Origin of the sequence: Nocardiopsis sp. CNT312 (assembly GCF_000515115.1) — a bacterium.
Lineage (GTDB): Bacteria > Actinomycetota > Actinomycetes > Streptosporangiales > Streptosporangiaceae > Nocardiopsis.
This window is the reverse complement of the sequence record NZ_KI911537.1, coordinates 94,240-120,252: the sequence shown is the minus strand read 5'-3', so window position 1 is coordinate 120,252 and position 26,013 is coordinate 94,240. Positions and strand designations below refer to the sequence as shown.

The 26,013-nt window shown below is 72.3% G+C and carries 22 protein-coding genes and 1 pseudogene; 14 read left to right on the top strand and 9 right to left on the bottom strand.

Annotation, left to right across the window (positions count from 1 at the left end):
- Window positions 1-42: 42 nt before the first annotated feature.
- The 4 genes from B042_RS0119375 to B042_RS0119360 all read right to left on the bottom strand — a co-directional run bounded on the left by B042_RS0119375 (window position 43) and on the right by B042_RS0119360 (window position 5,876).
- Window positions 43-717, bottom strand: a complete 675-nt coding sequence (locus B042_RS0119375) for a hypothetical protein (protein ID WP_028649739.1) — start codon at window positions 715-717, stop codon at window positions 43-45.
- Window positions 718-993: 276 nt separating this feature from the next.
- Window positions 994-2,151, bottom strand: a complete 1,158-nt coding sequence (locus B042_RS0119370; protein ID WP_028649738.1) for an acyl-CoA dehydrogenase family protein — start codon at window positions 2,149-2,151, stop codon at window positions 994-996.
- Entirely contained in the window at window positions 2,148-4,241 is a 2,094-nt protein-coding gene (locus B042_RS0119365) for a biotin carboxylase N-terminal domain-containing protein (protein ID WP_028649737.1), read from the bottom strand. The genes B042_RS0119370 and B042_RS0119365 overlap by 4 nt, the downstream gene beginning before the upstream one ends.
- 9 nt (window positions 4,242-4,250) lie before the next feature.
- Entirely contained in the window at window positions 4,251-5,876 is a 1,626-nt protein-coding gene (locus B042_RS0119360) for a carboxyl transferase domain-containing protein (protein WP_369797732.1), read from the bottom strand.
- A gap of 83 nt (window positions 5,877-5,959) precedes the next feature.
- Between B042_RS0119360 and B042_RS23895 the strand changes: the two genes are divergently transcribed.
- Together B042_RS23895 and B042_RS26755 are read left to right on the top strand one after the other, a co-directional pair.
- Window positions 5,960-6,613 (top strand): TetR/AcrR family transcriptional regulator, encoded by a 654-nt coding sequence (locus B042_RS23895; protein ID WP_231494148.1) that lies wholly within the window; start codon window positions 5,960-5,962, stop codon window positions 6,611-6,613.
- A gap of 115 nt (window positions 6,614-6,728) precedes the next feature.
- Window positions 6,729-7,097 (top strand): annotated as a pseudogene (locus B042_RS26755) (SDR family NAD(P)-dependent oxidoreductase); the annotation flags it as partial.
- A gap of 246 nt (window positions 7,098-7,343) precedes the next feature.
- Here the strand turns inward: B042_RS26755 and B042_RS24545 are convergent.
- The gene (locus tag B042_RS24545) at window positions 7,344-8,324 is read right to left on the bottom strand and encodes a hypothetical protein (protein ID WP_028649735.1); all 981 of its coding nucleotides are present in this window, start codon (window positions 8,322-8,324) and stop codon (window positions 7,344-7,346) included.
- Between the two features lie 264 nt (window positions 8,325-8,588).
- On the opposite strand from B042_RS24545, the gene B042_RS0119345 reads away from it, so the two are divergent.
- Entirely contained in the window at window positions 8,589-9,965 is a 1,377-nt protein-coding gene (locus tag B042_RS0119345; RefSeq protein WP_036555634.1) for an NAD(P)/FAD-dependent oxidoreductase, read from the top strand.
- On the opposite strand, the gene B042_RS23885 is transcribed toward B042_RS0119345, so the two are convergent.
- Complete coding sequence (locus B042_RS23885; protein WP_197024368.1) at window positions 9,950-10,636, bottom strand: metal-sensitive transcriptional repressor family protein; 687 nt, start codon at window positions 10,634-10,636, stop codon at window positions 9,950-9,952. The genes B042_RS0119345 and B042_RS23885 overlap by 16 nt on opposite strands.
- A gap of 50 nt (window positions 10,637-10,686) precedes the next feature.
- A complete protein-coding gene (locus B042_RS0119335) occupies window positions 10,687-11,013 on the bottom strand; it encodes a metal-sensitive transcriptional regulator (protein WP_028649733.1) in 327 nt (108 codons plus the stop codon).
- A gap of 265 nt (window positions 11,014-11,278) precedes the next feature.
- Here B042_RS0119335 and B042_RS0119330 point away from each other — a divergent pair, with 265 nt between their 5' ends.
- From B042_RS0119330 to B042_RS0119315, 4 genes are all read left to right on the top strand, one after another.
- Window positions 11,279-11,911 carry a DUF4126 domain-containing protein gene (locus tag B042_RS0119330; protein WP_028649732.1) on the top strand — a complete coding sequence of 211 codons (633 nt, stop codon included), beginning with the start codon at window positions 11,279-11,281 and terminating at the stop codon, window positions 11,909-11,911.
- A 53-nt stretch (window positions 11,912-11,964) separates the two neighbouring features.
- Entirely contained in the window at window positions 11,965-12,642 is a 678-nt protein-coding gene (locus B042_RS0119325; protein ID WP_028649731.1) for an HAD family hydrolase, read from the top strand.
- Window positions 12,643-12,731: 89 nt separating this feature from the next.
- Entirely contained in the window at window positions 12,732-14,885 is a 2,154-nt protein-coding gene (locus B042_RS0119320; RefSeq protein ID WP_028649730.1) for an acetoacetate--CoA ligase, read from the top strand.
- A gap of 79 nt (window positions 14,886-14,964) precedes the next feature.
- Entirely contained in the window at window positions 14,965-16,224 is a 1,260-nt protein-coding gene (locus B042_RS0119315; protein ID WP_028649729.1) for a heparan-alpha-glucosaminide N-acetyltransferase domain-containing protein, read from the top strand.
- A gap of 45 nt (window positions 16,225-16,269) precedes the next feature.
- On the opposite strand, the gene B042_RS0119310 is transcribed toward B042_RS0119315, so the two are convergent.
- Window positions 16,270-16,956: a hypothetical protein gene (locus B042_RS0119310; protein WP_028649728.1), complete on the bottom strand. Its 687-nt coding sequence runs from the start codon at window positions 16,954-16,956 to the stop codon at window positions 16,270-16,272.
- Window positions 16,957-17,257: 301 nt separating this feature from the next.
- Here B042_RS0119310 and deoC point away from each other — a divergent pair, with 301 nt between their 5' ends.
- The 6 genes from deoC (at window position 17,258) to B042_RS0119280 (ending at window position 23,738) form a co-directional block, all read left to right on the top strand.
- Window positions 17,258-18,205, top strand: coding sequence for a deoxyribose-phosphate aldolase (deoC, locus tag B042_RS0119305; RefSeq protein ID WP_028649727.1), 948 nt, complete (start codon window positions 17,258-17,260; stop codon window positions 18,203-18,205).
- Between the two features lie 6 nt (window positions 18,206-18,211).
- A complete protein-coding gene (locus tag B042_RS0119300) occupies window positions 18,212-19,642 on the top strand; it encodes an aldehyde dehydrogenase family protein (protein WP_155989225.1) in 1,431 nt (476 codons plus the stop codon).
- Window positions 19,643-19,724: 82 nt separating this feature from the next.
- Window positions 19,725-20,630, top strand: coding sequence for an aldehyde dehydrogenase family protein (locus B042_RS0119295; RefSeq protein WP_051415834.1), 906 nt, complete (start codon window positions 19,725-19,727; stop codon window positions 20,628-20,630).
- Window positions 20,631-20,637: 7 nt separating this feature from the next.
- On the top strand, window positions 20,638-21,258 hold the full coding sequence (locus tag B042_RS0119290; RefSeq protein ID WP_028649724.1) for an N-acetyltransferase: 621 nt from the start codon (window positions 20,638-20,640) through the stop codon (window positions 21,256-21,258).
- A complete protein-coding gene (locus tag B042_RS0119285) occupies window positions 21,255-22,052 on the top strand; it encodes a purine-nucleoside phosphorylase (RefSeq protein ID WP_028649723.1) in 798 nt (265 codons plus the stop codon). Before B042_RS0119290 ends, B042_RS0119285 begins: the two co-directional genes overlap by 4 nt.
- A 12-nt stretch (window positions 22,053-22,064) precedes the next feature.
- Window positions 22,065-23,738, top strand: coding sequence for a phospho-sugar mutase (locus B042_RS0119280; protein ID WP_028649722.1), 1,674 nt, complete (start codon window positions 22,065-22,067; stop codon window positions 23,736-23,738).
- Between the two features lie 12 nt (window positions 23,739-23,750).
- On the opposite strand, the gene B042_RS0119275 is transcribed toward B042_RS0119280, so the two are convergent.
- A complete protein-coding gene (locus tag B042_RS0119275) occupies window positions 23,751-24,242 on the bottom strand; it encodes an Lrp/AsnC family transcriptional regulator (protein ID WP_028649721.1) in 492 nt (163 codons plus the stop codon).
- 670 nt (window positions 24,243-24,912) lie between these two features.
- Between B042_RS0119275 and B042_RS0119270 the strand changes: the two genes are divergently transcribed.
- The gene (locus tag B042_RS0119270) at window positions 24,913-25,968 is read left to right on the top strand and encodes a BMP family protein (RefSeq protein WP_028649720.1); all 1,056 of its coding nucleotides are present in this window, start codon (window positions 24,913-24,915) and stop codon (window positions 25,966-25,968) included.
- Window positions 25,969-26,013: the final 45 nt, after the last annotated feature.

Genomic DNA, 26,013 nt, shown 5'->3' with positions numbered 1-26,013 from the left:
ATTTTAACCGCCCTGTACAGGGGGTACCGCCTGCTCCACCGGTCAGCGGCTGGTGGGACGCCCGGTCCAGACCTCCGGGGGAACGCGCCCGACCAGGTCGATCAGGTAGTCGGCGGCGGTCAGGGCCCGCTCGGGGTCCAGACGGGTCGTGGCGGTCCAGGTGAGGACGTGGTCGCCGGAGAAGCGCACCGGCAGTGAGCGGGATCGCGGATCGGCCAGCAGCCAGTCCGTGACGCGCCTGCGCAGGAGGGCCCGGGTGAAGGCGGTGTCGCTGCCGTTGGTGTGGAAGGTCTTGTCGAACACGGCGTCCAGACCACTCCCCGGTTCCGCGGACCGTGACGGGTCCCGTCGCCGGATCTCCAGCTCGGCGTTGGGGCCGGGGGTGCGCACCGCCACGATCCGGCAGGTGTGCCGGTGGCGCTTGTCCCCGGCCGCTGCAGCCGGGCGTGTGTGCGTGTGCTCGAAGACGGTCACCTCGTGGCCGCCCCGCCTCCCGGTGAGCACGTGCCGGGAGCGCCCGCCCCGGCTGCCGGCCGCCTGGGGCAGGTGGGAGCCGTCGAGCGGCGCTGCTCTGTGCTCGCTGTAGTGCCAGCCGTGCTCGTGGGCCCAGGCGCGGAGCCAGGCCGCGCGGTTCTGTGGGAAGTGTGCGCCGAACACGATCGCGGCGGCGGCCAGCACGACGGCCGCCAGCGAGATCGCCGACAGAACGCCTTCCATCGGGTACTCCTCCGACGGGGAACAGGGATCGGCCGTGCACCCGTGGCGGGGCCGCTGGCAGCGGAACGGGAGGGGCCCGGTGGTCAGGGGTCCCGGTGTGGCCGTACGGACCCATTGTGTTCCTCGGTGGGCCGGTTGTCACCCCTTGTTCGCCGGATGACCGAACAGGCCGGGCCGGATTCGGCCACGGCGTGGAACACCCGGGAAAGCCGGTCCGCGGTTCCCTGCCCCTCACCCGGGGCACGGGCCGGTCCCGCTCACGTCTTTCGTCGATTCCTACGCCGGAAGCCCCAGGTCGCGGGCGATGAGCATGCGCTGCACCTCACTGGTGCCCTCGCCGATCTCCAGGATCTTGGCGTCCCGGTAGAACCGGCCCACCGGGAAGTCGTTCATGAACCCGTACCCGCCGAACACCTGGGTGGCCTCGCGCGCGTTGTCCATCGCCGCGTTCGAGGCCACCAGCTTGGCGATCGCGGCCTGTCTCTTGAACGGCTCGCCCGCCAGCATCCTGGAGGCAGCGTCGTAGTAGGCCAGGCGGGCGGTGTGCGCGCGGCTCTCCATGTCGGCGATCTTGAACTGGATCGCCTGGTAGGCCCCGATGCTGTGCCCGAACGCCCGGCGCTCACGGGCGTAGCGCACGCTCTCGTCCACGCACCCCTGGGCCAGTCCGACGGAGAGCGCCGCGATCGCGATGCGCCCCTCGTCCAGGATGCGCAGGAACTGGGCGTACCCCCGCCCGCGTTCGCCGACCAGGTTGGCCTCCGGCACCCGGCAGCCGTCGAACACCAGCTCGTTGGTGTCGGAGGCGTTCCACCCCACCTTGGAGTAGTGCTGCCCGACCGTGAACCCGGGGGTGCCCGCCGGGACCAGGATGGCGGAGATCTCCGGCCCCCCGCCCTCCCGCTCGCCGGTCACCGCGGTGACGGTGACCAGGGAGGTGATGTCGGTGCCGGAGTTGGTGATGAACGCCTTGGTCCCGTTGATCACCCACTGCCCCTCCGCCACGTGCGCGGTGGTCTTCGTGGCGCCCGCGTCCGAACCCCCGTCCGGCTCGGTCAGGCCGAACGCCCCCAGTGCTTCGCCTCGGCACAGCGCCGGAAGGTAGGCCTCCTTCTGTTCCCGCGAGCCGAACCGGTGGATCGGCATCGCCCCCAGCGACACCCCGGCCTCCAGGGTGATGGCCACGGAGGAGTCCACCCGCGCCAGCTCCTCCAGGGCCAGGCACAGCGCGAAGTAGTCCCCGCCCATCCCGCCGTACTCCTCGGGGAAGGGCAGCCCGAACAGCCCCATCCGCCCCATCTTGGCGACGATGCCGTAGGGGAAGGCGCCGCGCTCGTAGAAGTCGCCGATCACCGGTGCCACCTCGGTTCGGGCGAACTCCTCCACGGCGGCCCGCAGGTCGGCGTGCTCGGTGGACAGTTCGTGACGGTTCAATCCCGGTGCTCCTCGCTGGTGGTCGCGGACGGGGCCGCGGCGGATCCGTCGCCGTGCTGTTCGACGGTGACGAGCGGGGCGTCCATGGGTACGGACGCCCCGGGTGCGACCGCGACGGCCGCGACGGTCCCGTCGACGGGGGAGGGCACGGAGTGCTCCATCTTCATGGCCTCGACCACCGCCACGGGGGTGCCGACGGTGACGCGCTGGCCGACCCTGACGGGCACGGCCAGCACCGTCCCGGGCATGGGGCTGCGCACGGTCCCGTCGGCGGTGTCGGCGTCGGAGCGCAGGGCGGCGGCCACCGGCTCCTCGTGGAGGGTCCAGGCGGTGCCGTCCGCGCCGAGCCACCGGTGGGCGGTGGCCGGATCGTGGGCGCGCGCGTAGGTGCGCAGTCGCCCGCCGTGGTCCACGGTCAGACGGGTGCCGTCGGCGGAGCGGTGGGCGCGGGCGGGTTCGGGCGGGCCGTCCCCCACTCGGACCAGGAACGTCCCGGGGCCGCTGTGCCGGACGTGCACGACCGTGGAGTCGAGGCGGGGCGCGCGCAGCCGCCAGCGGGTCCAGGCGGGGCCGCCGATCCGCCAGTTGTCCGGGACGGCGAACCGGTCGGCCGGTGCGGGGCCGTCAGCAGCCAGATCCAGGTGGTGGTCGAGCGCGGCGGCCGCGTACACCTCGGGCGGGACGGTCTCCGGGGCGGGCTCGGGCGGGTCGGTCTCGACGAGGTCGGTGGACAGGTCTCCCGACACCACGCGGGGGTGGCGCAGCAGGCGGCGCAGGAACGCGGTGTTGGTGACGCACCCCAGCAGCAGGTATCCGGACAGGGCGTCCTGCATCCGCAGCAGTGCCTGGGCGCGGTCGGTCCCCCAGGTGACGACCTTGGCCAGCATGGGGTCGAACGAGGAGGTGACCTCGCCGCCCTCGACGATCCCCGACTCCACGCGCACCAGCGGGCCGCGGGGCTCGGTCAGTGACAGGACGGGGCCGCCGCTGGGAAGGAAGCCGCGGTCGGCGTCCTCGGCGTAGACGCGTGCCTCCACCGCGTGCCCGCGCAGGGACACGTCGGCCTGGCCGAAGGGCAGGGGCTCGCCCAGGGCCACCCGCAGTTGCAGTTCCACCAGGTCGATACCGCGCACCCCGTCGATGGCCACGACCTCCTCCGTGACGGGGTGCTCCACCTGGAGGCGGGTGTTCATCTCCAGGAAGGAGAAGGACAGGGAGCCGTCGGCGGCGGCCTCGGCGATGAACTCCACCGTGCCCGCGCCCGTGTAGCCGCAGGCGCGGGCGGCGGCCACGGCGGACTCGCCCATGAGGGCGCGCTGGTCGGCGCTCAAGAGCGGGGAGGGCGCCTCCTCGACGATCTTCTGGTGGCGCCGTTGCAGGCTGCACTCGCGTTCGCCCAGGTGGAGGGTAGTGCCGTGGGTGTCGGCCAGGACCTGGACCTCGATGTGGCGGGGTCGCCGGACGAGGCGCTCCACCAGCAGGGTGGGGTCGCCGAAGGCGGCGGTGGCCTCCCTGCGTGCGGCGGCGGCCGCAGCGGGCAGGTCCTCGGGGGAGTGGACGGCGCGCATGCCCTTGCCACCGCCTCCGGCGGAGGGTTTGACGAGCAGCGGGTAGCCGGTCCGCTCGGCGGCGGAGAGGAGCTCGGCGTCGGTGAGGGGGCGCCCGGGCGCCTCGGTGAAGCCGGGCAGGACCGGGACCCCGGCCCCGGTGACGGTCTCCTTGGCGCGGATCTTGTCGCCCATGGCGTCGATGGCCGCGGGGGGAGGGCCGACGAACACCAGTCCGGCGTCGGCGCAGGCGCGGGCGAAGGCGGCGTTCTCCGACAGGAATCCGTAGCCGGGGTGGACCATCGTCGCACCACCCTCCACCGCGGCGGCGGTGATCGCTGAGGCGTCCAGGTAGTCGGGGACGCGCAGCGCCCGGTCGGCCGCCAGGGTGTGCGGGGCGCGGGCGTCGGCGTCGGTGTACACGGCCACCGAGCCCAGGCCCATACGGCGCAGGGTGCGCATGACGCGCAGGGCGATCTCACCGCGGTTGGCCACCAGGACGGCCGCCGTGCGGTCCGGGGTCGGGGGTGTCGTCGTCGTCATGTCGGGTCCTCACATCCGGAAGACGCCGTAGCCCACCGGCTCCAGCGGTGCGTGGCGGGCGGCGGACAGGGCCAGGGCGAGCACGTCGCGGGTGTGGGCGGGGTCGATGACGCCGTCGTCCCACAGGCGGGCCGTGGAGTAGTAGGGGTCGCCCTGGCGCTCGTACTGCTCACGGACGGGCGCCTTGAACGCCTCCTCCTCTTCATCGGACCACGCCTCTCCTCGCGCCGCCAGCCGGTCGCGCCGGACTGTGGACAGCACCGAGGCGGCCTGTTCACCGCCCATGACCGAGACGCGGGCGTTCGGCCACATCCACAGGAACCTGGGGGAGTAGGCGCGGCCGCACATGCTGTAGTTTCCTGCGCCGAAGGAGCCGCCGATGACCACGGTGAACTTGGGTACGCGCGCGCACGCCACGGCGGTGACCATCTTGGCGCCGTGCTTGGCGATGCCTCCGGCCTCGTAGTCGCGGCCGACCATGAACCCGGAGATGTTCTGGAGGAAGACCAGGGGGACGGAGCGCCGGTCGCACAGTTCGATGAAGTGGGCGCCCTTGAGCGCGGACTCGGCGAACAGGATGCCGTTGTTGGCGACGATCCCCACGGGGTGGCCGTGCAAGTGCGCGAACCCGGTGACCAGGGTGGTGCCGTACTCGGCCTTGAACTCGGTGAACTCGCTGCCGTCCACCAGCCGTCCGACGACTTCGCGCACGTCGTAGGGGACACGGGTGTCGGCGGGCACCACCCCCTGGAGCTCGGCGGGGTCCATGCTGGGCGGGCGGGGTTCGCGCACCTCCCAGGCGGGCGGGCCGGTCGGCCCCAGGGTGTCGGCGATGCGGCGGACGATGGTCAGGGCATGGGCGTCGTCGTCGGCCAGGTGGTCGGTGACGCCGGAGACGCGTGAGTGCAGGTCTCCGCCGCCTAGTTCCTCAGCGGTGACGACTTCGCCGGTGGCGGCCCTGACCAGGGGCGGGCCGCCGAGGAAGACGGTGCCCTGGTCGCGCACGATGACCGCCTCGTCGCTCATGGCGGGGACGTAGGCGCCGCCGGCCGTGCACGATCCCAGGACCGCCGCGATTTGCGGGATGCCCAGCCGGGACAGGGTGGCCTGGTTGTAGAAGATGCGGCCGAAGTGCTCGCGGTCGGGGAACACCTCGTCCTGCATGGGGAGGAACGCTCCACCGGAGTCGGCGAGGTAGACGCACGGGAGGTGGTTGTGCAGGGCCACCTCCTGTGCGCGCAGGTGCTTCTTGACCGTCACGGGGTAGTAGCTGCCGCCCTTGACGGTGGCGTCGTTGGCGACCACGACGACGGTGCGGCCCGACACGCGTCCCACGCCCGCGATCATCCCGGCGCCGGGCGCGTCGTGGCCGTCCTCGCCGTAGAGCCCGTAGCCGGCCAGCGGGGCGATCTCCAGGAAGGGGGATCCGGGGTCCAGGAGGAGGTCGACGCGGTCGCGCGGCAGGAGTTTGCCGCGTTCGACGTGGCGCGTCCGTACCCGTTGTGGTCCGCCCAGCGCGGCTTTCGCGATCCGTTCGCGCAACAGGCGGGCGAGGGCGCGGTGGGACTCCGCGTTGGCGGTGAACGCGGGGTCGGCGGTGTCCACTGCCGAGGTGAGCACGGGTGCCCTGCTCATGGCGTCCTCTCGGGGAGGGTGTTAACGCACACTAACCACTGTGATGTTAGTAACTACTAACATGGGTGTCCAGCGTCGGCGTGGTGCGATCGGGAACGGGGGTGGCGACGGTGTCCGGACCGGTATCCGAGCGCCGGGCGGCGATCCTCGGGGCCGCCGCCGTGCTCTTCGCCGAACGCGGCTTCCACGGTGCGACCATCGACGAACTCGGCCGGGCCGTGGGGACCTCCGGTCCGGCGCTGTACCGTCACTTCGCGGGCAAGGAGGCGCTGCTCGCGGCGGTTCTGGTGGACGTCAGCGAGCGGCTGTCCCGGTGGGGCGGAGAACTGGTCGCCTGCTCCGGTACACCGGAGCAGGCCCTGGAGTCCCTGCTGCGCGGGCACATCGCCTTCGCTCTGGACGAGCCGGCGCTCATCACGGTGCACGACCGCGAACTCGGCCACCTCGCCGAGGGCGACCGGCACCGGGTGCGCCGCCTCCAGCGCGGCTACGTGGAGGTGTGGGTCGACGTACTCGCACGGCTGCGGCCCGGCACTGGACGCGTGCGCCTGCGCGCAGCCGTGCACGCCGTCTTCGGGTTGCTCAACTCCACCCCGCACAGCCACGGCGAGCTGCCCCGTGAGGCGATGGCCGAGCTGCTGCTGGCCATGGGCACCGCCGCGCTGTTGACCGAGCCCGGGGCCGCCCCCGGTAGAGCCCCGTCTCCGGAGTCCCATGGGCTCGGGCGCTCGTGTTGACCGTGGCTTTGCCCGGCTCAGGGTGGGTCGCGACCGCAGGAGAGACGGAACGCCTCCGGGGAGGCCCGTGGCCCGCGCGGGCGCCGATCGCGCGAGATGACGAAGGATTCCCTCCATGGTCGACGGACCGAGCGCGCACGGCACACCGGGCGGCACCACATCGCCCCCGGCCTCGGGGCGCGCGTGCAGTCCGAGACGAAGGACAACTGATCGCGAACGTACTGCGGGGGCGGTGGACACCGCCCCGGGTGAACCCGGCGGCATCGATGGCCTCATCAACAACGCCGTGATCATGGACGACAAGGCGGCCACCGCCGATGTCACCGACGCCTCCTGGGAGCGGCTGCCGCGCCTCAACCTCACCGCGCTCTTCCTGCTCACCCGCGCCGTCCTGCCGCGCATGAAGGAGAAGGACGCAGGCTCGATCGTCTTCACCGCCTCCGAGGCATCCCCGCGCGGCAGCGCCGCCGGAGCCGCCTGCACCGTGTCCCGGCACGCCGTCGTGGGCCTGGTGGAGTCGACCGCGGCTCACGTACCGCGACGCGGGCCTCCGCGTCAACGCCGTCGCCCCTCGGCGGTACCGCCACCAACATCTACGACGACACGCAGATCAGCGAGAGCCAGGGCCCGGCCGCCGTCGACAAGCACGGCGCCCACACCGGCCGCGGCGTGGAGGACGCGGGAAGGCCCTCCGGAGCGGATGCTCCGGAGGGCCGGCACACGGCTTGTGCTACTGGGACTCGGTCGCGCTCAGGGCGTCCAAGACCGCCACCGGGTCGTGGAACCCCATCAGGCGGTCGACCGCCTGGACGGCGTTCGGGCGGCTGAGTACTTCCACCGTCTCGGGGTCGCTGAGCAGTGCGACGGCCTTCTCGTCCTGAAGGAGTTCGAGTGCCTCGGGGGACAGGCCCCCGACCGTGTCACCTGCGGTGCCCGTGGTGTTCCCGACCGTGTCGCCGACGGTGTCGGTTGCGGGGGCCTCGCCGACTGCGCCCGCCCCGGCCTCCTCCACGGCTGCGGTGGGGGCTTCTCCAACGGCCTCCCCGGCGGGGTCGGTGGCTGTTTCGGTGGGGGCGGCTTCGGTCAGCTCGGTGGCGGGGAGTTCGTCGGTCGTGTCTCCCACGGTGTCCTGGACGGTTGTGGCCGGGGTGTCCCCGGCGGGGTCGGTGGCTGTTTCGGTGGGGGCGGCTTCGGTCAGCTCGGTGGCGGGGAGTTCGTCGGTCGTGTCTCCCACGGTGTCCTGGACGGTTGTGGCCGGGGTGTCCCCGGCGGGGTCGGTGGCTGTTTCGGTGGGGGCGGCTTCGGTCAGCTCGGTGGCGGGGAGTTCGTCGGTCGTGTCTCCCACGGTGTCCTGGACGGTTGTGGCCGGGGTGTCCCCGGCGGGGTCGGTGGCTGTTTCGGTGGGGGCGGCTTCGGTCAGCTCGGTGGCGGGGAGTTCGTCGGCCGTGTCTCCCACGGTGTCCTGGGCCACCGCCGGGGCCTCCTCGGAGCCGGGAGCGGTGGAGACGGCCTCTCCGGCTCCAGCGGCCTCCGCCGGGACACCCTCCAGAGCGGTCGCCTCCTCGGCGGAGCCCGCGGAGGGCACGGCTCCCTGCGCCGTGTCGGTCTCCACGTGGTCGTCCGCGGGTTGTGCGAGGGCGCTCCCGACCCCGGCGATGGTCAGCCCTCCGGCCAGCGTCGAGGCGGCGGCGATCCTGGTGAACGCGCGCATACGTGTCCCCAGCTCCTTTCGGTGCTTACGGCTCTTGCCTAGCAACTCTCCGTAATGATTGTTCTCCTTCGTGGGTCATGATTCGGTTACATGGGTCTGAAGTGCGCGTATGCCTTTGCCAGGGGGAGGCAAAGGGCCACAAAGTCCCGGCCGTGTCTCGTGTGTGAGCGGTGCCCGGAGGCCACCGCGCCGTATGGTCGGCGGCGGACGGGCACGCCTGCGTTCGCTGGCGGCCAGATCATGAGACAAGGAAACGGTGAACTGATGGCTCGGCCTCGCATCGTGGTCGTCGGCGCGGGTTTCGGCGGCCTCCACACCCTGCGCCACCTCGAACGCCGGATACCCCGGGGAATGGCCGACCTTGCCCTCGTCGCGCCGCACGACTACATGCTCTACAGCCCGCTGCTGCCCCAGGTGGCCTCCGGCCTGCTCACACCCCAGTCGGTGGCGATGTCCGTGCACCGCCTCACCCACCAGACACGGCTCGTCCCCGGACACGCGGTCGGTGTGGACACCGACGACCGCACGGTGCTCGTGCGGCGCTCCAGCGGAGAGCTCATTCCCTGCCCCTACGACCGGCTGGTGCTCGCCCCCGGCGGTCTGACCCGGTCCTTCGACATCCCGGGTCTGGGCGAGCACGCCTACGGCGCCAAGACGCTCGCCGAGGCCGTCCTACTGCGCGACCACGTGCTCGCCCAGCTCGAACTGGCCCACGACAGCCGCGATCCGGTCGAACGCGAGGAGCGCTGCCGCTTCGTCGTCGTCGGCGGCGGCTACACCGGAGCGGAGACCGCCGCCTCACTGATGCGGCTGTGCGAGGAGGCCGCCAAGCGCTACCCCGAGCTGCGCTCGGTGATCCGCTGGCACCTGGTCGACATCGCCCCCCGGGTCCTGCCCGAGCTGGGCGAGCGCCTGGGGAGCAGGGCACTCGACCTGCTGCGCGGCCTGGGCATCGAGGTCAAGCTCAAGGTGACCGTCCGCGAGGTGACTCCCGACAAGGTGGTCCTCACCGACGGCCGGGCCCTGCCGTGCCGCACGCTCATCTGGGCCGCTGGCGTCTCACCGAGCCCGCTCATGGAGACGCTCGGCAAGCCCACGCGGCGCGGTCGCCTGGAAGTCGGCACCGACCTGCGCGTCCCCGGCCTGGACGACGTGTTCGCGCTGGGCGACGCCGCGGCCGTCCCCCATCTGGCCGACGGGGAAGGGGCCTACTGCCCCCCCACGGCCCAGTACGCCACGCGGCAGGCTGCCACCGCCGCCGACAACGTCGTCGCCTCCATCCTGGGACGGCCCATGGCCGACTTCAAACACACGGACCTCGGGCTGGCGGTGGACTTCAGCGGAAGGGACGCGCTGGCCCGCGTGTTCAGGTTCGATCTGACCGGTCCGGCCGCGCTGGCGGCCACGCGCGGCTACCACCTGGTGTCGGTGCCCTCCCTGACCGCGCGGGCGCGGATTCTGGCCAACTGGACCATCCGGGAGCTCACCGGGGGCGAGGTGGCGCGTCTGGGGTTCGCCGACAGCGGCCGCCCGTCCTCGTTCGTGGACCAGGAGGCGTTCGACTACCTGGACGCCGAGTCCTCACGCAGGGAGGGCGCGCGGCTCATGGACAACCTCCGGGCACGCTACGGCGACGAGTGAGAGCCCTCCGGGGAGCTCCCGGAGTCCCGCTTCTCCCGGCGCAGGTCCCGGACGTGACGCCAGCGGTTCCGGACCACGACGGTGCCCGCACCCAGGGTGAGGGCACCGGCCAGGGCCGTCGGCCACCACCCGTACTGCTCGATCGTTCCTTCCAGGAGCTGCCGGGTGGCCGAGGTCGGGTCGGACAGGACCGCGGTGACGAACACCGCGGCCAGTCCCGTGGAGACGACCACCACGGCGGTGCCCCACGGGCCCTTCAGCCTGAGCCGTTCCCGCATCATGCCGCCGGCCTGGATGATCCGGGTGACCCGCAGCAACCGCAGTGTTCCCACCAGGTGGACCAGGCGCAGGACCTGGGACGGGCCGATCGCGAAGACGACGGCCGGCACGGTCACCCCGGCGACGACCGTCAGCCACCAGTTCCGGCGTAGCCACGCGCGCCGGTTGTCGGCCAGGACGAAGAGCAGGGCCCACTCGATCCAGAGCATGATCCCGGCGATCCAGCCGACCGCACGGCCGAGCGAGGCCCACGCGCCCTGCCCCCACATGTCGAGGAACATGGCGGGCACGGAGACGAGGGCGGAGACGAGGACGGGGATGGCCAGGCGGCGCTCCACCGTGGCGGACAGGGCGTTCTCAGGAGGGGAGGAGGGGGACGTGTCGGGGGACATACCGCAAACGTTAGTCGGCGTCCTGCCCAGGGGGAGGTTCGGCCCGGGTTTCAGGAACGCACCAGGCGGGCGATCGCGTCGGAGGCCTCGCGGACCTTCTCCTCGGCCTCCTCACCGCCAGTGGCGACGGCGTGGGCCACGCAGTGCTTGAGGTGTTCGTCGAGCATGGACAGCGCGAAGGAGCGCAGTGCCTTGTTGGCCGCCGATGTCTGGGTGAGGATGTCGATGCAGTACTGGTCGTCCTCCACCATGCGCTGGAGGCCGCGGATCTGGCCCTCGATACGCCGGAGCCGGTTGATGTGGCTCTGTTTGTCGCCGCTGTAGCCGTGTGTGGCCGGCTCGGGGCCGCTTTCGTGCCGCCCCTGTTCGGAAGACATCCTGATACCCCCTCAAGGTAGGAAACCGCGGCGGATCGCGGGGCATTCCGCCGGTGTGCGCGTGTGTGTCGCCGAAACCGGCCCAAGGTGAGTTTCCCAGAACTGGCGCCCGGTCGGAGCGCGGTCCGCTCCGTCCCCCGCCGCATTCCGTTTTCCGGGCGCAACCCTACAAACCGAAACCCGGGTGCCCGTGCGCGCGTCAACACGGGTATACGGCGCCGGGACGCGCACCCGCCCCCTGCCACGGACGCACGTAAGGACGCAGATGATCGCCGCCCTCACCGGCCTGGGCCTGTCCTCGGCCGCGGGACTGAACGCCTACATCCCCCTGCTCATGGTCGGGCTGCTCGCCCGCTACACCGAACTCGTCGACCTCGGCTCGGCCTGGGCCTGGCTGGAGCACCCGGCCACCCTCGTCGTGGTCGGCCTGCTCCTGGTCCTGGAACTGGTCGCCGACAAGGTCCCCGCCGTCGACTCGATCAACGACGTGGTCCAGACCGTGGTCAGGCCCACCGCCGGAGGCATCACGTTCGGCGCCGGCGCCGATTCCGTCGACCTGGCCGACATCGTTCCCGCCGAGGCCGTGGCGGCCTCCGGCGGCGGGGTCGACTGGGGCGCGGTCATCGCGGGGGTGGTCGTCGCGCTCGTCTTCCACGTCATCAAGGCCGGTGCACGGCCGGTGATCAACACCGCGACCGTGGGGACCGGCGGGCCGGTGGTCTCCGTCGCCGAGGACGTCGCCAGTGCCCTCACCTCGTTCCTGGCGATCGTGCTGCCGCTCCTGATCGTCGTGGTGTTCCCCCTCATGCTGGTCTCCGGCGTCTGGGCCGTGCGGCGCGGCAGGCGCAGGCGGGCGGAGCGGCGCGCCCGGAGCGGAAACGGGGCGGACGCGCCCTGACGTGCGGGAAAACCCGTTCCCTTGCCGGTCCGCTGCCCGTAAAGTGCTCTTTGATGGCTGACACGACATTTCTTGACCGAAAAGACATAACCCACATCGTCTGGGACTGGAACGGCACGCTCCTGGACGACAACCACGCCAACCTCGCCGCGGTCAACGCGGTGTGCGCCGGCTTCGGCCGCGCCCCAGTGGAGATGGAGTACTGGCGCTCCGTGTTCCGGCGTCCCCTCGTCCCCTGCTACGAGGAGCTGCTCGGCCGCTCGCTGGAGGCCGACGACTGGGAAGGGGTCGAACGGCTCTACGACAGCAGCTACCTCGAGCACCTGCACTCCTGCACCCTCACCGACGGCGTCCCGGACGTGCTGTACGACTGGAGCGGCCACGGCGGCACCCAGTCCCTGCTGTCGATGGCCGGCCACGACCACCTGGTCCCCCTGGTCACCGAGCGCGGGCTCACCGAGCACTTCACCCGGATCGACGGGCGCAGGTTCGCCACGGAGCGCGACTCCAAGGCCGAACACCTCGTCCGCCACCTCGACCAGCAGGGGATCGACCCCGCCGGGGTCGTGCTGATCGGCGACATCGACGACGACGCGCGTGCCGCCCACGAGGCCGGGGCCAACGCGCTCCTGGTCGCCACCGGGCTCATGGCACGGGACCGCCTGGAGGCCACCGGCGCCCCGGTCGTCGACTCGCCGGTCGCCGCCGTCGACGCCCTGCGCGGCCGCTGAGGCGACAGGGCCCGGTGCGCCTTCCACCATGCGCGACCCGCTGTTGGATAGTGGGTCGCACACAGCCACGTGAACGGAAAGGCGGTCCCATGACGGAGAGTGTTCCCCGGTTGCTCTGGGAACCGGACGAGACCGCGGCCGAGTCCGCCAACATCGTCGCGTTCGCCCGGTGGGCGGCCGAGCACAAGGGGGTGCGCGCCTTCGGCGGGAAGGAGCCCACCGCACGGAACTTCGACTACGAAGCGCTCTGGCGCTGGTCGGTCACCGACATCGAGGACTTCTGGGAAGCGGTCTGGGAGTACTACGGCGTCCGGGCCGACACCCCCTACGACACCGTCCTGGCCGAACGCGTCATGCCCGGTGCGCGCTGGTTCCCCGGTTCGACGCTCAACTACGCCCGCCACGTCTTCGAGGGGCGCGACGACGACCGGGTGGCCCTGCGCCACGCCAGCGAACTGCGCCCCCTCGGGGAGTGGACCTGGGGCGAACTGCGTCGGCGTACCGCCGCGATCGCCGTGGGCCTGCGCGCACGCGGGGTGGGCCCCGGCGACCGGGTGGTCGCCTACCTGCCCAACCTGCCCGAGACCGTCGCCGCCTTCTACGCGGTGGCCTCCCTGGGCGCGGTGTGGTCCTCCTGCTCACCCGACTTCGGGGTGCGCAGCGTCATCGACCGCTTCGCCCAGATCGAGCCCACCGTGCTCCTGGCCGTGGACGGCTACCGCTACAACGGCAGGGACTTCGACCGCCGCCCGGTGGTGGAGGAGTTGCGCGCCGCCCTGCCCACCGTCGAGCACACGGTCCTCCTCGGCTACCTCGACCCCGGAGCGGAACTGGAGGGCGCCCTGCCCTGGGCCGAACTGGAGCGCTCCGGTGCCGGGGCCGAACTCGACTTCACCCCGGTCCCCTTCGAGCACCCGCTGTGGGTGCTCTACTCCTCCGGGACCACCGGCCTGCCCAAGGCGATCGTGCACGGCCACGGCGGCATCCTCCTCGAACAGCTCAAGAACCTGCACCTGCACCTGGACGCCCGCGAGGGCGACCGCGTCTTCTGGTTCACCACCACGGGCTGGATGATGTGGAACTTCCTGGTGAGCGTGCTGCTGACCGAGGCCTCCATCGTGCTCTACGACGGCAGCCCCTCCCCCCCGTCACCCGCCGCCACCCTCAACGGTCGGCCTCCGGCCGGGGAACCCNCCTCTTCGTCACCCGCCGCCACCCTCAACGGTCGGCCTCCGGCCGGGGAACCCNCCTCTTCGTCACCCGCCGCCACCCTCAACGGTCGGCCTCCGGCCGGGGAACCCCCCGCCGACCTGGGTGCGCTGTGGGACCTGGCGGCGGAGGCGGGCGTCACCGTGTTCGGCACCAGCGCCGGGTTCCTGTCCACCTGCATGAAGGCGGGCCTGCACCCCCGGCAGGGGCGCGACCTGTCCGCACTGCGGGGGATCGGCTCCACCGGATCCCCGCTGAGCCCGGAGGCCTTCGCCTGGGTCTACGGGGAGTTCGGCGACTCCCTGTGGCTGTTCTCCACCAGCGGCGGCACCGACGTGTGCAGCTGCCTGGTGGGCGGCACCCCCGTCCTGCCCGTCTACGAGGGCGAGATCCAGTCCCGGGCCCTGGGCATGGCCGTGGCCTCCTGGGACCCCCAGGGCCGGGAGCTGGTGGGGGAGGTCGGCGAACTCGTGGTCACCCAGCCCGCGCCGTCCATGCCCGTCTTCTTCTGGAGCGACCCCGACGGAGAGCGGCTGCGCGACAGCTACTTCTCCATCTACCCGGGGATCTGGCGGCACGGCGACTGGATCGAGATCACCGACCGCGGCACCGCGATCATCTACGGCCGGTCGGACTCCACGATCAACCGCGGCGGCGTGCGCATGGGCACCAGCGAGATCTACCGCGCCGTCCTCGCCCTGGACGAGGTGGTCGACGCGCTGGTGGTGGACGTGCCCCAAGAGGACGGATCCTCGGCCATCGAACTGTTCACCGTGCTACGCCCCGGCGCGGACCTGGCGGGTGACCTGCCCAAGGAGATCGCCCGCCGCGTGCGCACCGACTGCTCGCCCCGGCACGTGCCCGACCGCGTGCGGGCGATCGCCGCCGTTCCGCGCACCCTGTCGGGCAAGGTGCTGGAGGTCCCCGTCAAGCGCATCCTCATGGGGGAGCGGCCCGACAAGGTCGTCAGCCGCGACTCCCTGGCCAACCCCGAGGCGCTCGACTACTTCACCCGCCTCGCCGACCGGGGGTGAGGACGGGCCGCCCGGGGCACAGCGGCGCACGCGCTCCGGGCGGTCGGACCCTTCCCAGCCCGGGCATAGGGTGACATCCGTGGCACACCAGCAACCCGACGACAGCACCGCGGCCGCCGCAGGCCCCGCGGCCCGCCGCCCCCGGATCGACGGTATCGACGCGGCCCGTGCCCTCGCGGTCATCGGCATGTTCACGGTCCACCTGGGGGCATCCTCCTTCGGTCTCCTGCCGCAGGAGGGTGCCGAGTACCTGCACGCCCTGCTGCGCGGCAACTCCTCCGCGCTGTTCGCGCTCCTGGCGGGTTTGTCGCTGGCGTTCATGACGGGGCGGACCGCCCCGCTGTCCGGCGACCCGTGGCGCCGCGCCGCCGTGCGCATCCTCACGCGCGCCCTGATCATCGGACTGCTCGGTGTGTTCCTGGACTTCCTGGGCACGCCGGTGGCGATCATCCTCACCTACTACGCGGGCTACTTCGTCCTGGCCCTGCCGCTCTCCCGGCTGGGGGCGACCGCACTGTGGTCGGTGGCCGGGGCGCTCGCCCTCCTCGGCCCGGGACTGTCCTACGCCCTGCGTGAGGCGCTGGGACCGTTCCCGCCGCGTGTCTCCTCACTCGGTTCGCTCACTGAGTTCCTGCTGACCGGCTACTATCCGGCGGTCACCTTCATGGCCTTCGTCTGCGCGGGTATGGCCGTGGGCCGCCTCGACCTGGCCTCCACCGCCGTGCGGCTGCGACTGCTGGCCACCGGCGCGGGCCTGACGGTGTTCTCCTACTCCGGCTCCTGGCTGCTGCTGTACCCGCTGGGCGGCATCGACCGGATCGCCGCCGCCGACGCCTCCGGCTTCTCCGGCCCGTCCCCGGCGGGCGACCCGGCCCTGCTGGAGACGCTGCGGGCCGGGGCGGAGCAGGACATGGACTCCGTCTCGGGCCAGGTGCCCACGGACAGTTGGTGGTGGCTGGCCACGGCCGCGCCGCACACCGGCACCACGTTCGAGATCGCGCAGGCGGTGGGCCAGGCTCTGCTCGTCATCGTGGCGTGCGTGTGGCTGGCCGAGCGCTTCCGCCTGCTGATGTACCCGCTCTCGTCGGTCGGCCGGATGCCGCTGACGGTCTACTCGGGGCACCTGTTCGCGATCGTCGTCGTCATGGCCCTCACCGACCCGGGCATGCCCTGGCGCGCTCCCTGGCTCATGGAGGGGTTCGTGCTCGGCGCGGTCGTGTTCGCCGTGCTGTGGCGGGTCACCGTGGGGCGGGGGCCCATGGAGTTCGTGGTGGGGGCGATCGCCGACGGCGCGGATACCAGTGTGGAGGAGGCCCTGCGCGAGCGCCGGACCCGCTGACCGGGGCCCGGTCCCGGAAACGGTTCTGCCTTCCCCGAGGGCGCGTCAACCCCGCTCGGGGCGGCGGATGTGCCCGGCGGTCCGGTCCCGGTGCGCGAGCGCGTCCGTCGTGGTGCGGGTACTCTCCCGCATGAGTCGGCGCGCGTCGTCGGCGGCCGACCGCGCCACCTCGGGACGGGCGACCGGGCGGTGGGCGATCTCGGCGTCCTCGGGCAGTCCGAGGTCCATCGGCAGGCCGGCGCGGCTGATCACGCGCAACTGGGCCTCCTCCTGGGACCGCGAGGGCCGGATGTCGCCGTCGGGGGTGCGCCACGCCTTCAACCGTGTGCGCAGCCACCCGGGGCCGGAGTGCTCGGGGCCGCTCGGCCACGGCGCGTGGTCGGGGCGGTGGTCGAGCGCGTGCCGCAGGTCGGCGAGGGTCCATCCGGCGGAGAAGAACCGCGACGCCGCACCGCGCAGCTCGGCGAAGTCCACCCCGCGCAGTGAGGGGTCCTCGCGCCGCAGCCGCTCACAGGCCTCGTGGATGTCGCGCGGCGTGTGGCGGGTCCGGTGCAGGGGGTCGGCTTCAGGCGGGTGCAGCAGGCGGTCGGGAACCTCCACGCGCACCTCGCCGCGCCGGTTGTCCCAGACGCTGATCTCTTCGCGCGCCCACCCCTGCGACTCGGCCAGGGCCGTCGCGAGCCTGCGCAGGTCGACGCGGTCGTCGTCGGTGCTGATCCGGAACTCGGCCATGCCCCCACCCTAGTGAGTGCGCGGGCGGCGGGCGCCCACCGCGGCGCGGGAGCCGACCGCCGCGGACCGGTATGGACCGGCGGGTTCGCGGGTCCGGACGGCCGATGCTTCCTTCCGGTGGTTTTCTGCGGTTCCATGAGGGGAACTGGAGGTATCGACGAATGATCAGCGGATGTCCTGTTGGAGGCTCCTCCAACCTTCGGCGTCCCCGCCCGTGCCGGTACCGACCGCCACCCCGTCCGGCGTTATCGTGATCGCCGGTCGGCCCGTGTCGGCCGCACACCGTCCCACCGAGCTGAAGGTGCCCGTGCCCCACACCGCAACCGCGCCCGAGGCCGCGTCCAACCGCGCGCTCCGGGCCTTCCTGCACGGCCTGCCGGGCGTCGACGAGGTCGGCGCGCGTGCCCGCGCCCAGGACCTGGCTACCCGGTCGGTCAAGACCACCGCCAAGGCCCAGGCCATCGACCTGGCCCTCTCCATGGTGGACCTGACCACCCTGGAGGGCGCCGACACGCCCGGCAAGGTCCGCGCGCTGTGCGCCAAGGCGGCACTGCCCGACCCGGCGGACCGGTCCGTGCCCCGTGTCGGCGCGGTGTGCGTCTACTCCGACCTGGTCGCGACCGCCGTCGAGGCCCTGCGCGGCACCGGGATCGGCGTTGCCTCGGTCGCCACCGCCTTCCCGGCCGGGCGCGCGCCCCTGGAGGCCAAGCTCGCCGACACCCGGCGCGCCGTGGCCGACGGCGCCGCCGAGATCGACATGGTCATCGACCGCGGGGCGTTCCTGGCCGGGGACTACAAGAAGGTCCACGACGAGATCACCGCGGTCAGGGAGGCCTGCGGCGGCGCGCACCTCAAGGTCATCCTGGAGACCGGCGAACTGGCCACCTACGACAACGTGCGCCGCGCCTCCCACCTGGCCATCCTCGCCGGCGCCGACTTCATCAAGACCTCCACGGGCAAGGTGTCGCCCGCCGCGACCCCGCCCGTCGTCCTGGTCATGCTCCAGGCGGTCCGCGACCACCACGCCGCCACCGGCGCCCGGGTGGGCGTCAAGCCCGCCGGCGGCATCCGCACCACCAAGGACGCCATCCGCCAGCTCGTGCTGGTCAACGAGGTCGCCGGCCCGGCGTGGCTGACTCCGGACCTGTTCCGCATCGGTGCCTCCAGCCTGCTCAACGATCTGCTCATGCAGCGGACCAGGCTGACCACCGGCACCTATCCGGGCCCCGACTACTACACGCTGGACTAGATTTCCGTGAACCTCGACTACGCGCCCGCGCCGGAGTCCCGCTCCGTCGTCGCCCTGCGCCCCAACTACGCCCTGTTCGTCGACGGCGAGTTCACCCCCGCTGAGAGCGGGGAGCACCTCACCACGCTCAACCCGGCCGACGAGACCGAGCTCGCCCGCTTCGCCGTGGCCGGACCCGCCGACGTCGACCGGGCCGTGGCCGCCGCCCGCCGCGCCCACGAGGAGGTGTGGGGCCCCATGCCCGGGGCCGAGCGCGGCAAGTACCTGTTCCGCATCGCCCGGATCATCCAGGAGCGTTCGCGCGAACTGGCCGTGCTGGAGTCCCTGGACAACGGCAAGCCCATCAAGGAGACCCGCGACGTCGACCTGCCGCTGGTCGCCGCGCACTTCTTCTACCACGCGGGCTGGGCCGACAAGCTCGCCCACGCGGGCCTGGGGCCGGACCCCCGGCCGCTCGGCGTCGCCGCCCAGGTGATCCCCTGGAACTTCCCGCTGCTCATGCTCGCGTGGAAGGTCGCCCCGGCCCTGGCCACGGGCAACACCGTGGTGCTCAAGCCCGCCGAGACCACGCCGCTGACCGCCCTGGTCTTCGCCGAGATATGCCAGGAGGCCGATCTGCCGCCGGGCGTGGTCAACATCATCACCGGTGCGGGGGAGACCGGCCGTGCGCTCGTGGAGCACCCCGGCACCGACAAGGTCGCCTTCACCGGCTCCACCGAGGTCGGCCGCTCCATCGCCCGGTCGGTGGCCGGAACCGGCAAGCGCCTCACCCTCGAACTGGGTGGCAAGGGCGCCAATATCGTCTACGACGACGCCGCCCTCGACCAGGCCGTCGAGGGGATCGTCTCGGGCATCTTCTTCAACCAGGGCCACGTGTGCTGCGCCGGGTCGCGCCTGCTGGTGCAGGAGTCGATCGCCGACGAACTGCTGCCCCGGCTCAGGGACCGCGTGTCCCTGCTGCGCCTGGGCGACCCGCTGGACAAGAACACCGACCTCGGCGCGATCAACTCCGCCGCGCAACTGGAGCGGATCCGGGATCTGGCGGCCGTGGGCGAGCGGGAGGGGGCCGAGCGCTGGTCCGCCCCCTGCGACCTGCCCGCGAGCGGCTACTGGTTCGCGCCCACCATCCTCACCGGGGTCAGTCAGGCCCACAGGGTGGCCCGTGAGGAGATCTTCGGTCCCGTGCTGTCCGTACTCACCTTCCGCACCCCAGAGGAGGCCGTTGCCAAGGCCAACAACACCCCCTACGGCCTGTCCGCCGGGGTGTGGACGGAGAAGGGGTCGCGCATGATGTGGACGGCCCAGCGGCTGCGCGCTGGGGTCGTCTGGTCCAACACGTTCAACAGGTTCGACCCGGCCAGCCCCTTCGGTGGCTACAAGGAGTCGGGGTACGGCCGCGAGGGCGGCCGGCACGGATTGGAGGCCTACCTTGGCTGACGGGCACAAGCCGAAGAACAAGGGCTCCGGAGCGGCCAAGACGGCCAAGACGGCCAAGACGGCCAAGGACCCTGAGTCCGCCGTGACCGGGAAGGCGGGCCAGGGCCGTCCGGCCCCGCGCCTGACGGTCCGCAAGACCTACAAGCTCTACCTGGGCGGGGCGTTCCCCCGCTCGGAATCGGGCAGGTGCTCTCCGGTGACCTCCTCCGACGGCGCACACCTGGCCAACGTGTCGCTGGCCTCCCGCAAGGACGCACGCGACGCCGTCGCCGCCGCCCGCAAGGCCTTCGGCGGCTGGTCGGCGCGTACCGCCTACAACCGGGGCCAGATCCTCTACCGGATCGCTGAGGTCCTGGAGGGGCGGCGGGAACAGTTCGCCGCCGCCCTCACCGACGCCCTCGGCCTGTCGCGCGCGGACGCCGCCGCCACCGTCGGCGCCGCCGTCGACCGGTGGGTCTACTACGCCGGATGGACCGACAAGTTCACCCAGGTGCTGGGCGGGGCCAACCCGGTGGCCGGCCCCTTCCACAACCAGTCCACCCCCGAACCGGTGGGCGTGGTGGCCGTGTTCGCGCCGCAGGGCGCCCCGCTGCTCGGCCTGACCTCCGTACTCGCCCCGGTCATCGCCACCGGCAACACGGCGGTGGTGGTCTCCTCCGAACGCGCTCCCCTGCCCTCGATCGACCTCGCCGAGGTGCTGGCCACCTCCGACCTGCCCGGCGGCGTGGTCAACGTGCTCACCGGCAGGTCGGCCGAGATCGGACCCCACCTGGCCGCGCACGCCGACGTCGACGCGCTCGACCTGACCGGTGCGGGCGAGGCGGCCGTGGAGTTGGAGGAGGCCGCCGCCACCACCCTCACCCGGGTCCTGCGGCCCGGACCCGGGTCCGACGGCGGTGAGGAGGCCTGGCGGGGCACCGACCCCGGCACCTCGCGCATGCGCCCCTTTCTGGAGACCAAGACGGTCTGGCACCCGGTCGGGGTGTGATCGGCCCGTGAACGAGGCGAACACACGCGTGCGCGGACTGCGCCTGGTCCGGCTCGACCGGGCCACACCGGAGGCCGCCGTCCTGCGCGGGGCCGTGCTCGGCCACCGGCTGGCCCCAGGGCAGTCCAGGTACGCCGGACTGCCCGTGCAGACCCTGCCGGTCGCCGACGCCGACCCCGGGCGCTTCCCGTTCGCCGTCGTACGCACGGGTGCCGACCTCGCGTGCGCGGACACCGCGCGCCGGGCCTGTGTCGGGTTCGGGATCATCGACCGGGGCGGACGCCTGCTGCGGGAGGTGGCCGACGCCCCCGAGCGCTCGGTGCTGCTGCGGGCCTTCTACATCATCCCCGAGTGGCAGGGACGCGGCGTGGGCAGCGGTGCCTGCTCCGCACCTCTGCTGGACTTGCTCGTGGCCGGGGTGGCGCCCCGGGCTGAGGAGATCGTGCTGTGCGTCAACGAGGCCAACGAGGCCGGGCGGCGCGCCTACACCGCCGCGGGGTTCTCCCCCACGGGCCGCCGCTACCTCGACGGCGGGGCCGGGCCGCAGACGGTCATGGCCCGGCCGGTGCGCACGGGAGCCCACTGTCCGCCCACCCGGCGGCCGAAGCGAACGGAGAACACGCGGTGACACGCACACCCCAGGAGATCGCCGAGAGGGCCGCAGCGGAACTGCGGTCGCGCACCGGCACGGACTCCTACGACACCGCCCTGGTCATGGGCTCGGGATGGGCGCCCGCCGCCGACCTGCTCGGCGAGTCCACCCACGAGATCACCACCTCCGAACTACCGGGCTTCCTGCCCCCGGGGGTGGAGGGCCACAGCGGCACCGTGCGCTCGATCCGCGACGGCGACCGGAACCTGCTCGCCTTCCTGGGCCGCACCCACCTGTACGAGGGCCACGGCACCAACGCCGTCGTACACAACGTGCGCACCGCCGTCGCCGCGGGTGCCAAGACGGTGGTGCTCACCAACGCCGCCGGCGGTATCAACCCCGCCTACGCCGTCGGCACGCCCGTGCTCATCGCCGACCACATCAACCTGACCGCGCGCTCGCCGCTCAGCGGAGCCGGGTTCGTCGACCTGACCGAGACCTACAGCCCCTCCCTGCGGGAGGCGGCCCGCAAGGTCGACCCCGCCCTGCCCGAGGGCGTCTACGCGGCCATGCCCGGTCCGCACTTCGAAACGCCCGCCGAGATCCGGATGCTGCGCGTGCTGGGTGCCGACCTGGTGGGCATGTCCACCGTCATGGAGGCCATCGCCGCCCGCGCCCTCGGTGCCCGGGTCCTGGGAATGTCCCTGGTCACCAACATCGCCGCGGGGCTGGACGGGGCCAACCTGGACCACGAGGAGGTGCTGGCCGCCGGACGCGGCGCCGCGGACAGGGTCGGCCGCCTGCTCGCCGACATCGTCGCCCAGTTCTAGAGGAAGCCCCCGATGACCGCCGTCCCCGCCCACCTCACCGACCGTGCCCGGCAGTGGCTCGCCCAGGACCCCGACCCGGCCACCCGCCGGGAGCTGGAGGGGCTGCTGGCGCGAGCCGAGTCCGGCCACCCCGCGGCCCTGGCCGACCTCAGCGACCGGTTCGTCGCCGACCTGGAGTTCGGCACCGCTGGCCTGCGCGGCGCCCTGGGCGCGGGCCCCAACCGGATGAACCGGGTCGTGGTCATGCGCGCCGCCGCCGGGATCGGTGCCTGGCTCGGCTCCGCGGGGCACGTCGTCGTCGGCTACGATGCCCGCCACAGGTCCGCGGACTTCGCCGAGGACAGTGCCGCCGTGCTCACCGGGGCGGGCCACCGGGTGTCGCTGCTGCCCCGGCCGCTGCCCACACCGGTGCTGGCCCATGCCGTGCGCGACCTGGGTGCGGACGCGGGGATCATGGTGACCGCCAGCCACAACCCGCCCGGGGACAACGGCTACAAGGTCTATGTCGGCGGAACCGGGGCCGCCGCCGGAGCGCAGATCGTCGCCCCGGTGGACGCCGAGATCTCCGCCGCCATCGCCCGGACCGGGCCGGTCGACACCCTGCCGCTGGGCTCGGAGTGGACGGTCCTGGGTGAGGAGGCGGTGGAGCGCTACCTGGAGGCGGTCACCTCCCTACCGCTGGGCACCGACCGCGACCTGTCCGTCGTCTACACCGCAATGCACGGTGTGGGCGGGCGGCTCCTGATCCGGGCCATGGAGCGGGCCGGGTTCGCACGCCCCGCCGTGGTCGGAGCCCAGTTCGACCCCGACCCCGACTTCCCCACGGTGGAGTTCCCCAACCCGGAGGAGCCCGGGGCCATGGACCTGGCGCTCGCGGCGGGGGAGGACGCGGGAGCCGACCTGGTGCTGGCCAACGACCCCGACGCCGACCGCCTCGCCGTCGCCGTCCCGGGGTACGGGCTGCTCACCGGAAACGAGGTCGGTGCCCTGATGGCGGAGTACGTGCTGGGGGAGACCTCGGGCGCCGACCGCGTGGTGGCCACCTCCATCGTCTCCTCCGCTCTGCTGGCCGGGATCGCCCGCGACCGGGGTGTGCACTACGAGGAGACCCTGACCGGGTTCAAGTGGCTGGCCAGGGCCGGCCTGCCCGGACTGCGCCCGGTCTTCGCCTACGAGGAGGCGCTGGGGTACTGCGTCGGCGGTGACGGGGGACGACCGGTGGCCGACAAGGACGGGATCGGGGCGGCCCTGGTCATGGCGGCCCTGGCTGCCCGCGCCAAGCGGGAGCGGCGCACCCTGGTCGACCTGTTGGACGACCAGGCGCGCCGCCACGGCCTGCACCTGAGCGATCAGCTTTCGGTGCGGGTCGACGACGTGTCGGTGCTCTCCGAGGTGATGCGTCGTCTGCGCGAGCGGCCGCCGGCCGTGTTCGGGCCTCTGGCGGTGACCGGGGTGGAGGACTTCGCCGAGGGGCTGGGCGCTCTGGCGCCGACCGACGCACTGCGCTTCCGGTTGGAGGGGGGTGTCTGGGGGCGTGTGACGCTGCGCCCTTCGGGGACCGAGCCCAAGCTGAAGGCCTACGCCGAGGTGGTGCTCGGTGTGGAGGGCGATACGGGGTCGGCGCGTGTGCAGGGCAGGGAACTGCTCGCCGAGCTCATGGCCTCGGTCGCCGAGGCGGTGGGGTAGGCGCCGTGCGCCTCACCCCTCCGGGGCCGGTTCCACGACCGGGCGGTGGACGACCTCGTCTATCACGGTGAGCGTCTGGGTGGAGGTCACGCCGGGAAGCGACTGGAGCCGGGTGAGGATCAGGTCGCGCAACTGGTGGGTGTCGGAGACGCGGACCAGGAGGGCGATGTCGACCGTGCCCACCACGTACCAGCAGTACTCGACCTCGGGGTAGGAGGAGAGGACCGCGCGGTTGGCGCGCCAGTCCGGCTGGCTTCCGGAGACGAGGACGAGCGCGGTGACGCCCAGCCCCATCTTGGCGTGGTCGGTCACCACGGAGTAGCCGCGGATGACCCCCTCGTCGGTGAGCCGCTTGATCCTGTTGTAGGCCGTCGCACGGGAGACGTTGGCCAGCGCGGCGATTTCGGTGATCCCGGTCCGCGCGTCCTTGGCGAGCGCGCTCAGGATGGTCTGGTCAGTGGCGTCCGGCCGTCGGCCGCTCCTGTGCTGCCCGCCCATGGCCATGTGGGTACTCCTTGCGCTCTTGTCTCAGCGTCCGGTCCCTTTCGCCATTGGTTGGGGATACCGAACTGCCAGGTGGAGGTGGTGCCCGTCCACGGTGGTCTCAGTAGACGAGACCACGGGGCGGGGCGGGCCGACCGAGGGAGGCCCGACTGTACCCAGGTGGACGCTGTAGACGGGCTGCGGGTTTCCCCGACTGGCGGGTAACTACGCCCGAATCCGGACGAAGCCCTCCCCGGCTCGCGGGTGGCGGCCCCGGCGGTGGGCCTGAAACCGGGGCAAGACGGTCTTTATAGGAATCTCCGATCCGGGGCCGCCGATTTCCCTGTGCGGATCACCGAAAACCACGGGTACCGAAGGCGTCGCGGGCGTGAAACCAGGGAGGAGCGGCCGCTCGCCCCGGGGCGCGGATCCGCGGGGCGGATCGCCTCCGGCATGGTGCTCCGTCCCTGCATGGGGGGCCGGACAGGACGCTCGGATGCCGAACCTGGACGCTGTGTAATGTGTTCTTTGTAACTTTTTCGGGTATTTCATGTCGCTCTGCTCTCGCCTTCATAACAACTCAGTCTGTGTGTTTCATGACTATTCGGACACGGGATATCGTCCGGCAGCAGAACTCAAGCCGTCCGCGCTATTGCGGGCGGTTGAGACGTCGAAGGGGAGAGCGACCGAAGTGAAGCGCAGCAACGCAGTGAAGTTCGCCGCCGTCGCGGCGGCGGGCGCGCTGGCCCTCACCGCCTGTGACAACGGGGCCGGGGAATCCGCCGAGGGCGCCAGCGGGAGCGGCGAGGAGAGCACCGCCCTCCGCGTGGGCCTGGCCTACGACGTCGGCGGCCGCGGCGACCGCTCGTTCAACGACTCGGCCTACCGCGGCCTGAGCCAGGCCGCGGAGGAACTCGACGTCGAGACCCGCGACTTCGAGCCCGCCGACGGTGAGGCCGACTCCGCCAAGGAGGAGCGCCTGTCCACCATGGCAGAGGAGGGCTTCGACGTCGTCATCGCCGTCGGGTTCGCCTACGACGGCGCCGTCCGGGCCGTCGCCCCGGAGTACCCCGACGTCCACTTCGCCATCGTGGACTCCGAGATCGCCGACGTCGACAACGTCACCAGCCTCGTCTTCTCCGAGGAGCAGGCCTCCTTCCTGGCCGGCGCCGCCGCCGCGCTGACCACCGAGGAGGACCACGTCGGCTTCATCGGCGGTGTCGAGAACCCGCTGATCCAGAAGTTCGAGGCCGGGTACGTCGCCGGCGTCCAGCACATCAGCGAGGACGTCGAGGTCGAGATCGACTACATCAGCCAGCCGCCGGACTTCAGCGGCTTCAGCGACCCCGCCGCGGGCCGCGAGACCGCCCAGGCCCAGTACGACCGCGGCGCCGACGTCATCTACCACGCCGCCGGGGCCTCCGGCAACGGCGTGCTCCAGTCCGCCGTGGAGAACGAGTTCCTGTTCATCGGCGTCGACAGCGACCAGTACGAGAACGCCGAGGAGCAGCAGAAGCCCTTCGTCCTCACCTCCGCCATCAAGCAGGTGGACGTGTCGGTGTTCGAACTCATCCAGTCGGCGGTCGACGGCGAGGCCGAGGGCGGCGTCCAGCGCTTCGACCTGGCCTCGGGCGGTGTGGACTACACCCAGACCAACTCCGACCTGATCGACCCGCTGACCGCGCAGCTCGACGAGATCAAGCAGCAGATCATCGACGGCGAGATCGAGGTTCCGACCGAGCCGTAAGGCGCATCCGGTGCCCGGGCCCGCCCCGAGGCACCCCACCGGCGG

Coding starts and splice junctions, on each gene's coding strand:
- B042_RS0119345 (WP_036555634.1), top strand. CDS start 8,589: ATGGCTCGGCCTCGCATCGTGGTCGTCGGCGCGGGTTTCGGCGGCCTC.
- B042_RS0119325 (WP_028649731.1), top strand. CDS start 11,965: ATGGCTGACACGACATTTCTTGACCGAAAAGACATAACCCACATCGTC.
- B042_RS24545 (WP_028649735.1), bottom strand. CDS start 8,324: ATGCGCGCGTTCACCAGGATCGCCGCCGCCTCGACGCTGGCCGGAGGG.
- B042_RS23885 (WP_197024368.1), bottom strand. CDS start 10,636: ATGTCCCCCGACACGTCCCCCTCCTCCCCTCCTGAGAACGCCCTGTCC.
- B042_RS0119360 (WP_369797732.1), bottom strand. CDS start 5,876: ATGAGCAGGGCACCCGTGCTCACCTCGGCAGTGGACACCGCCGACCCC.
- B042_RS0119310 (WP_028649728.1), bottom strand. CDS start 16,956: ATGGCCGAGTTCCGGATCAGCACCGACGACGACCGCGTCGACCTGCGC.
- B042_RS0119275 (WP_028649721.1), bottom strand. CDS start 24,242: ATGGCCATGGGCGGGCAGCACAGGAGCGGCCGACGGCCGGACGCCACT.
- B042_RS0119280 (WP_028649722.1), top strand. CDS start 22,065: ATGACCGCCGTCCCCGCCCACCTCACCGACCGTGCCCGGCAGTGGCTC.
- B042_RS0119335 (WP_028649733.1), bottom strand. CDS start 11,013: ATGTCTTCCGAACAGGGGCGGCACGAAAGCGGCCCCGAGCCGGCCACA.
- B042_RS0119365 (WP_028649737.1), bottom strand. CDS start 4,241: ATGACGACGACGACACCCCCGACCCCGGACCGCACGGCGGCCGTCCTG.
- B042_RS0119375 (WP_028649739.1), bottom strand. CDS start 717: ATGGAAGGCGTTCTGTCGGCGATCTCGCTGGCGGCCGTCGTGCTGGCC.
- B042_RS0119330 (WP_028649732.1), top strand. CDS start 11,279: ATGATCGCCGCCCTCACCGGCCTGGGCCTGTCCTCGGCCGCGGGACTG.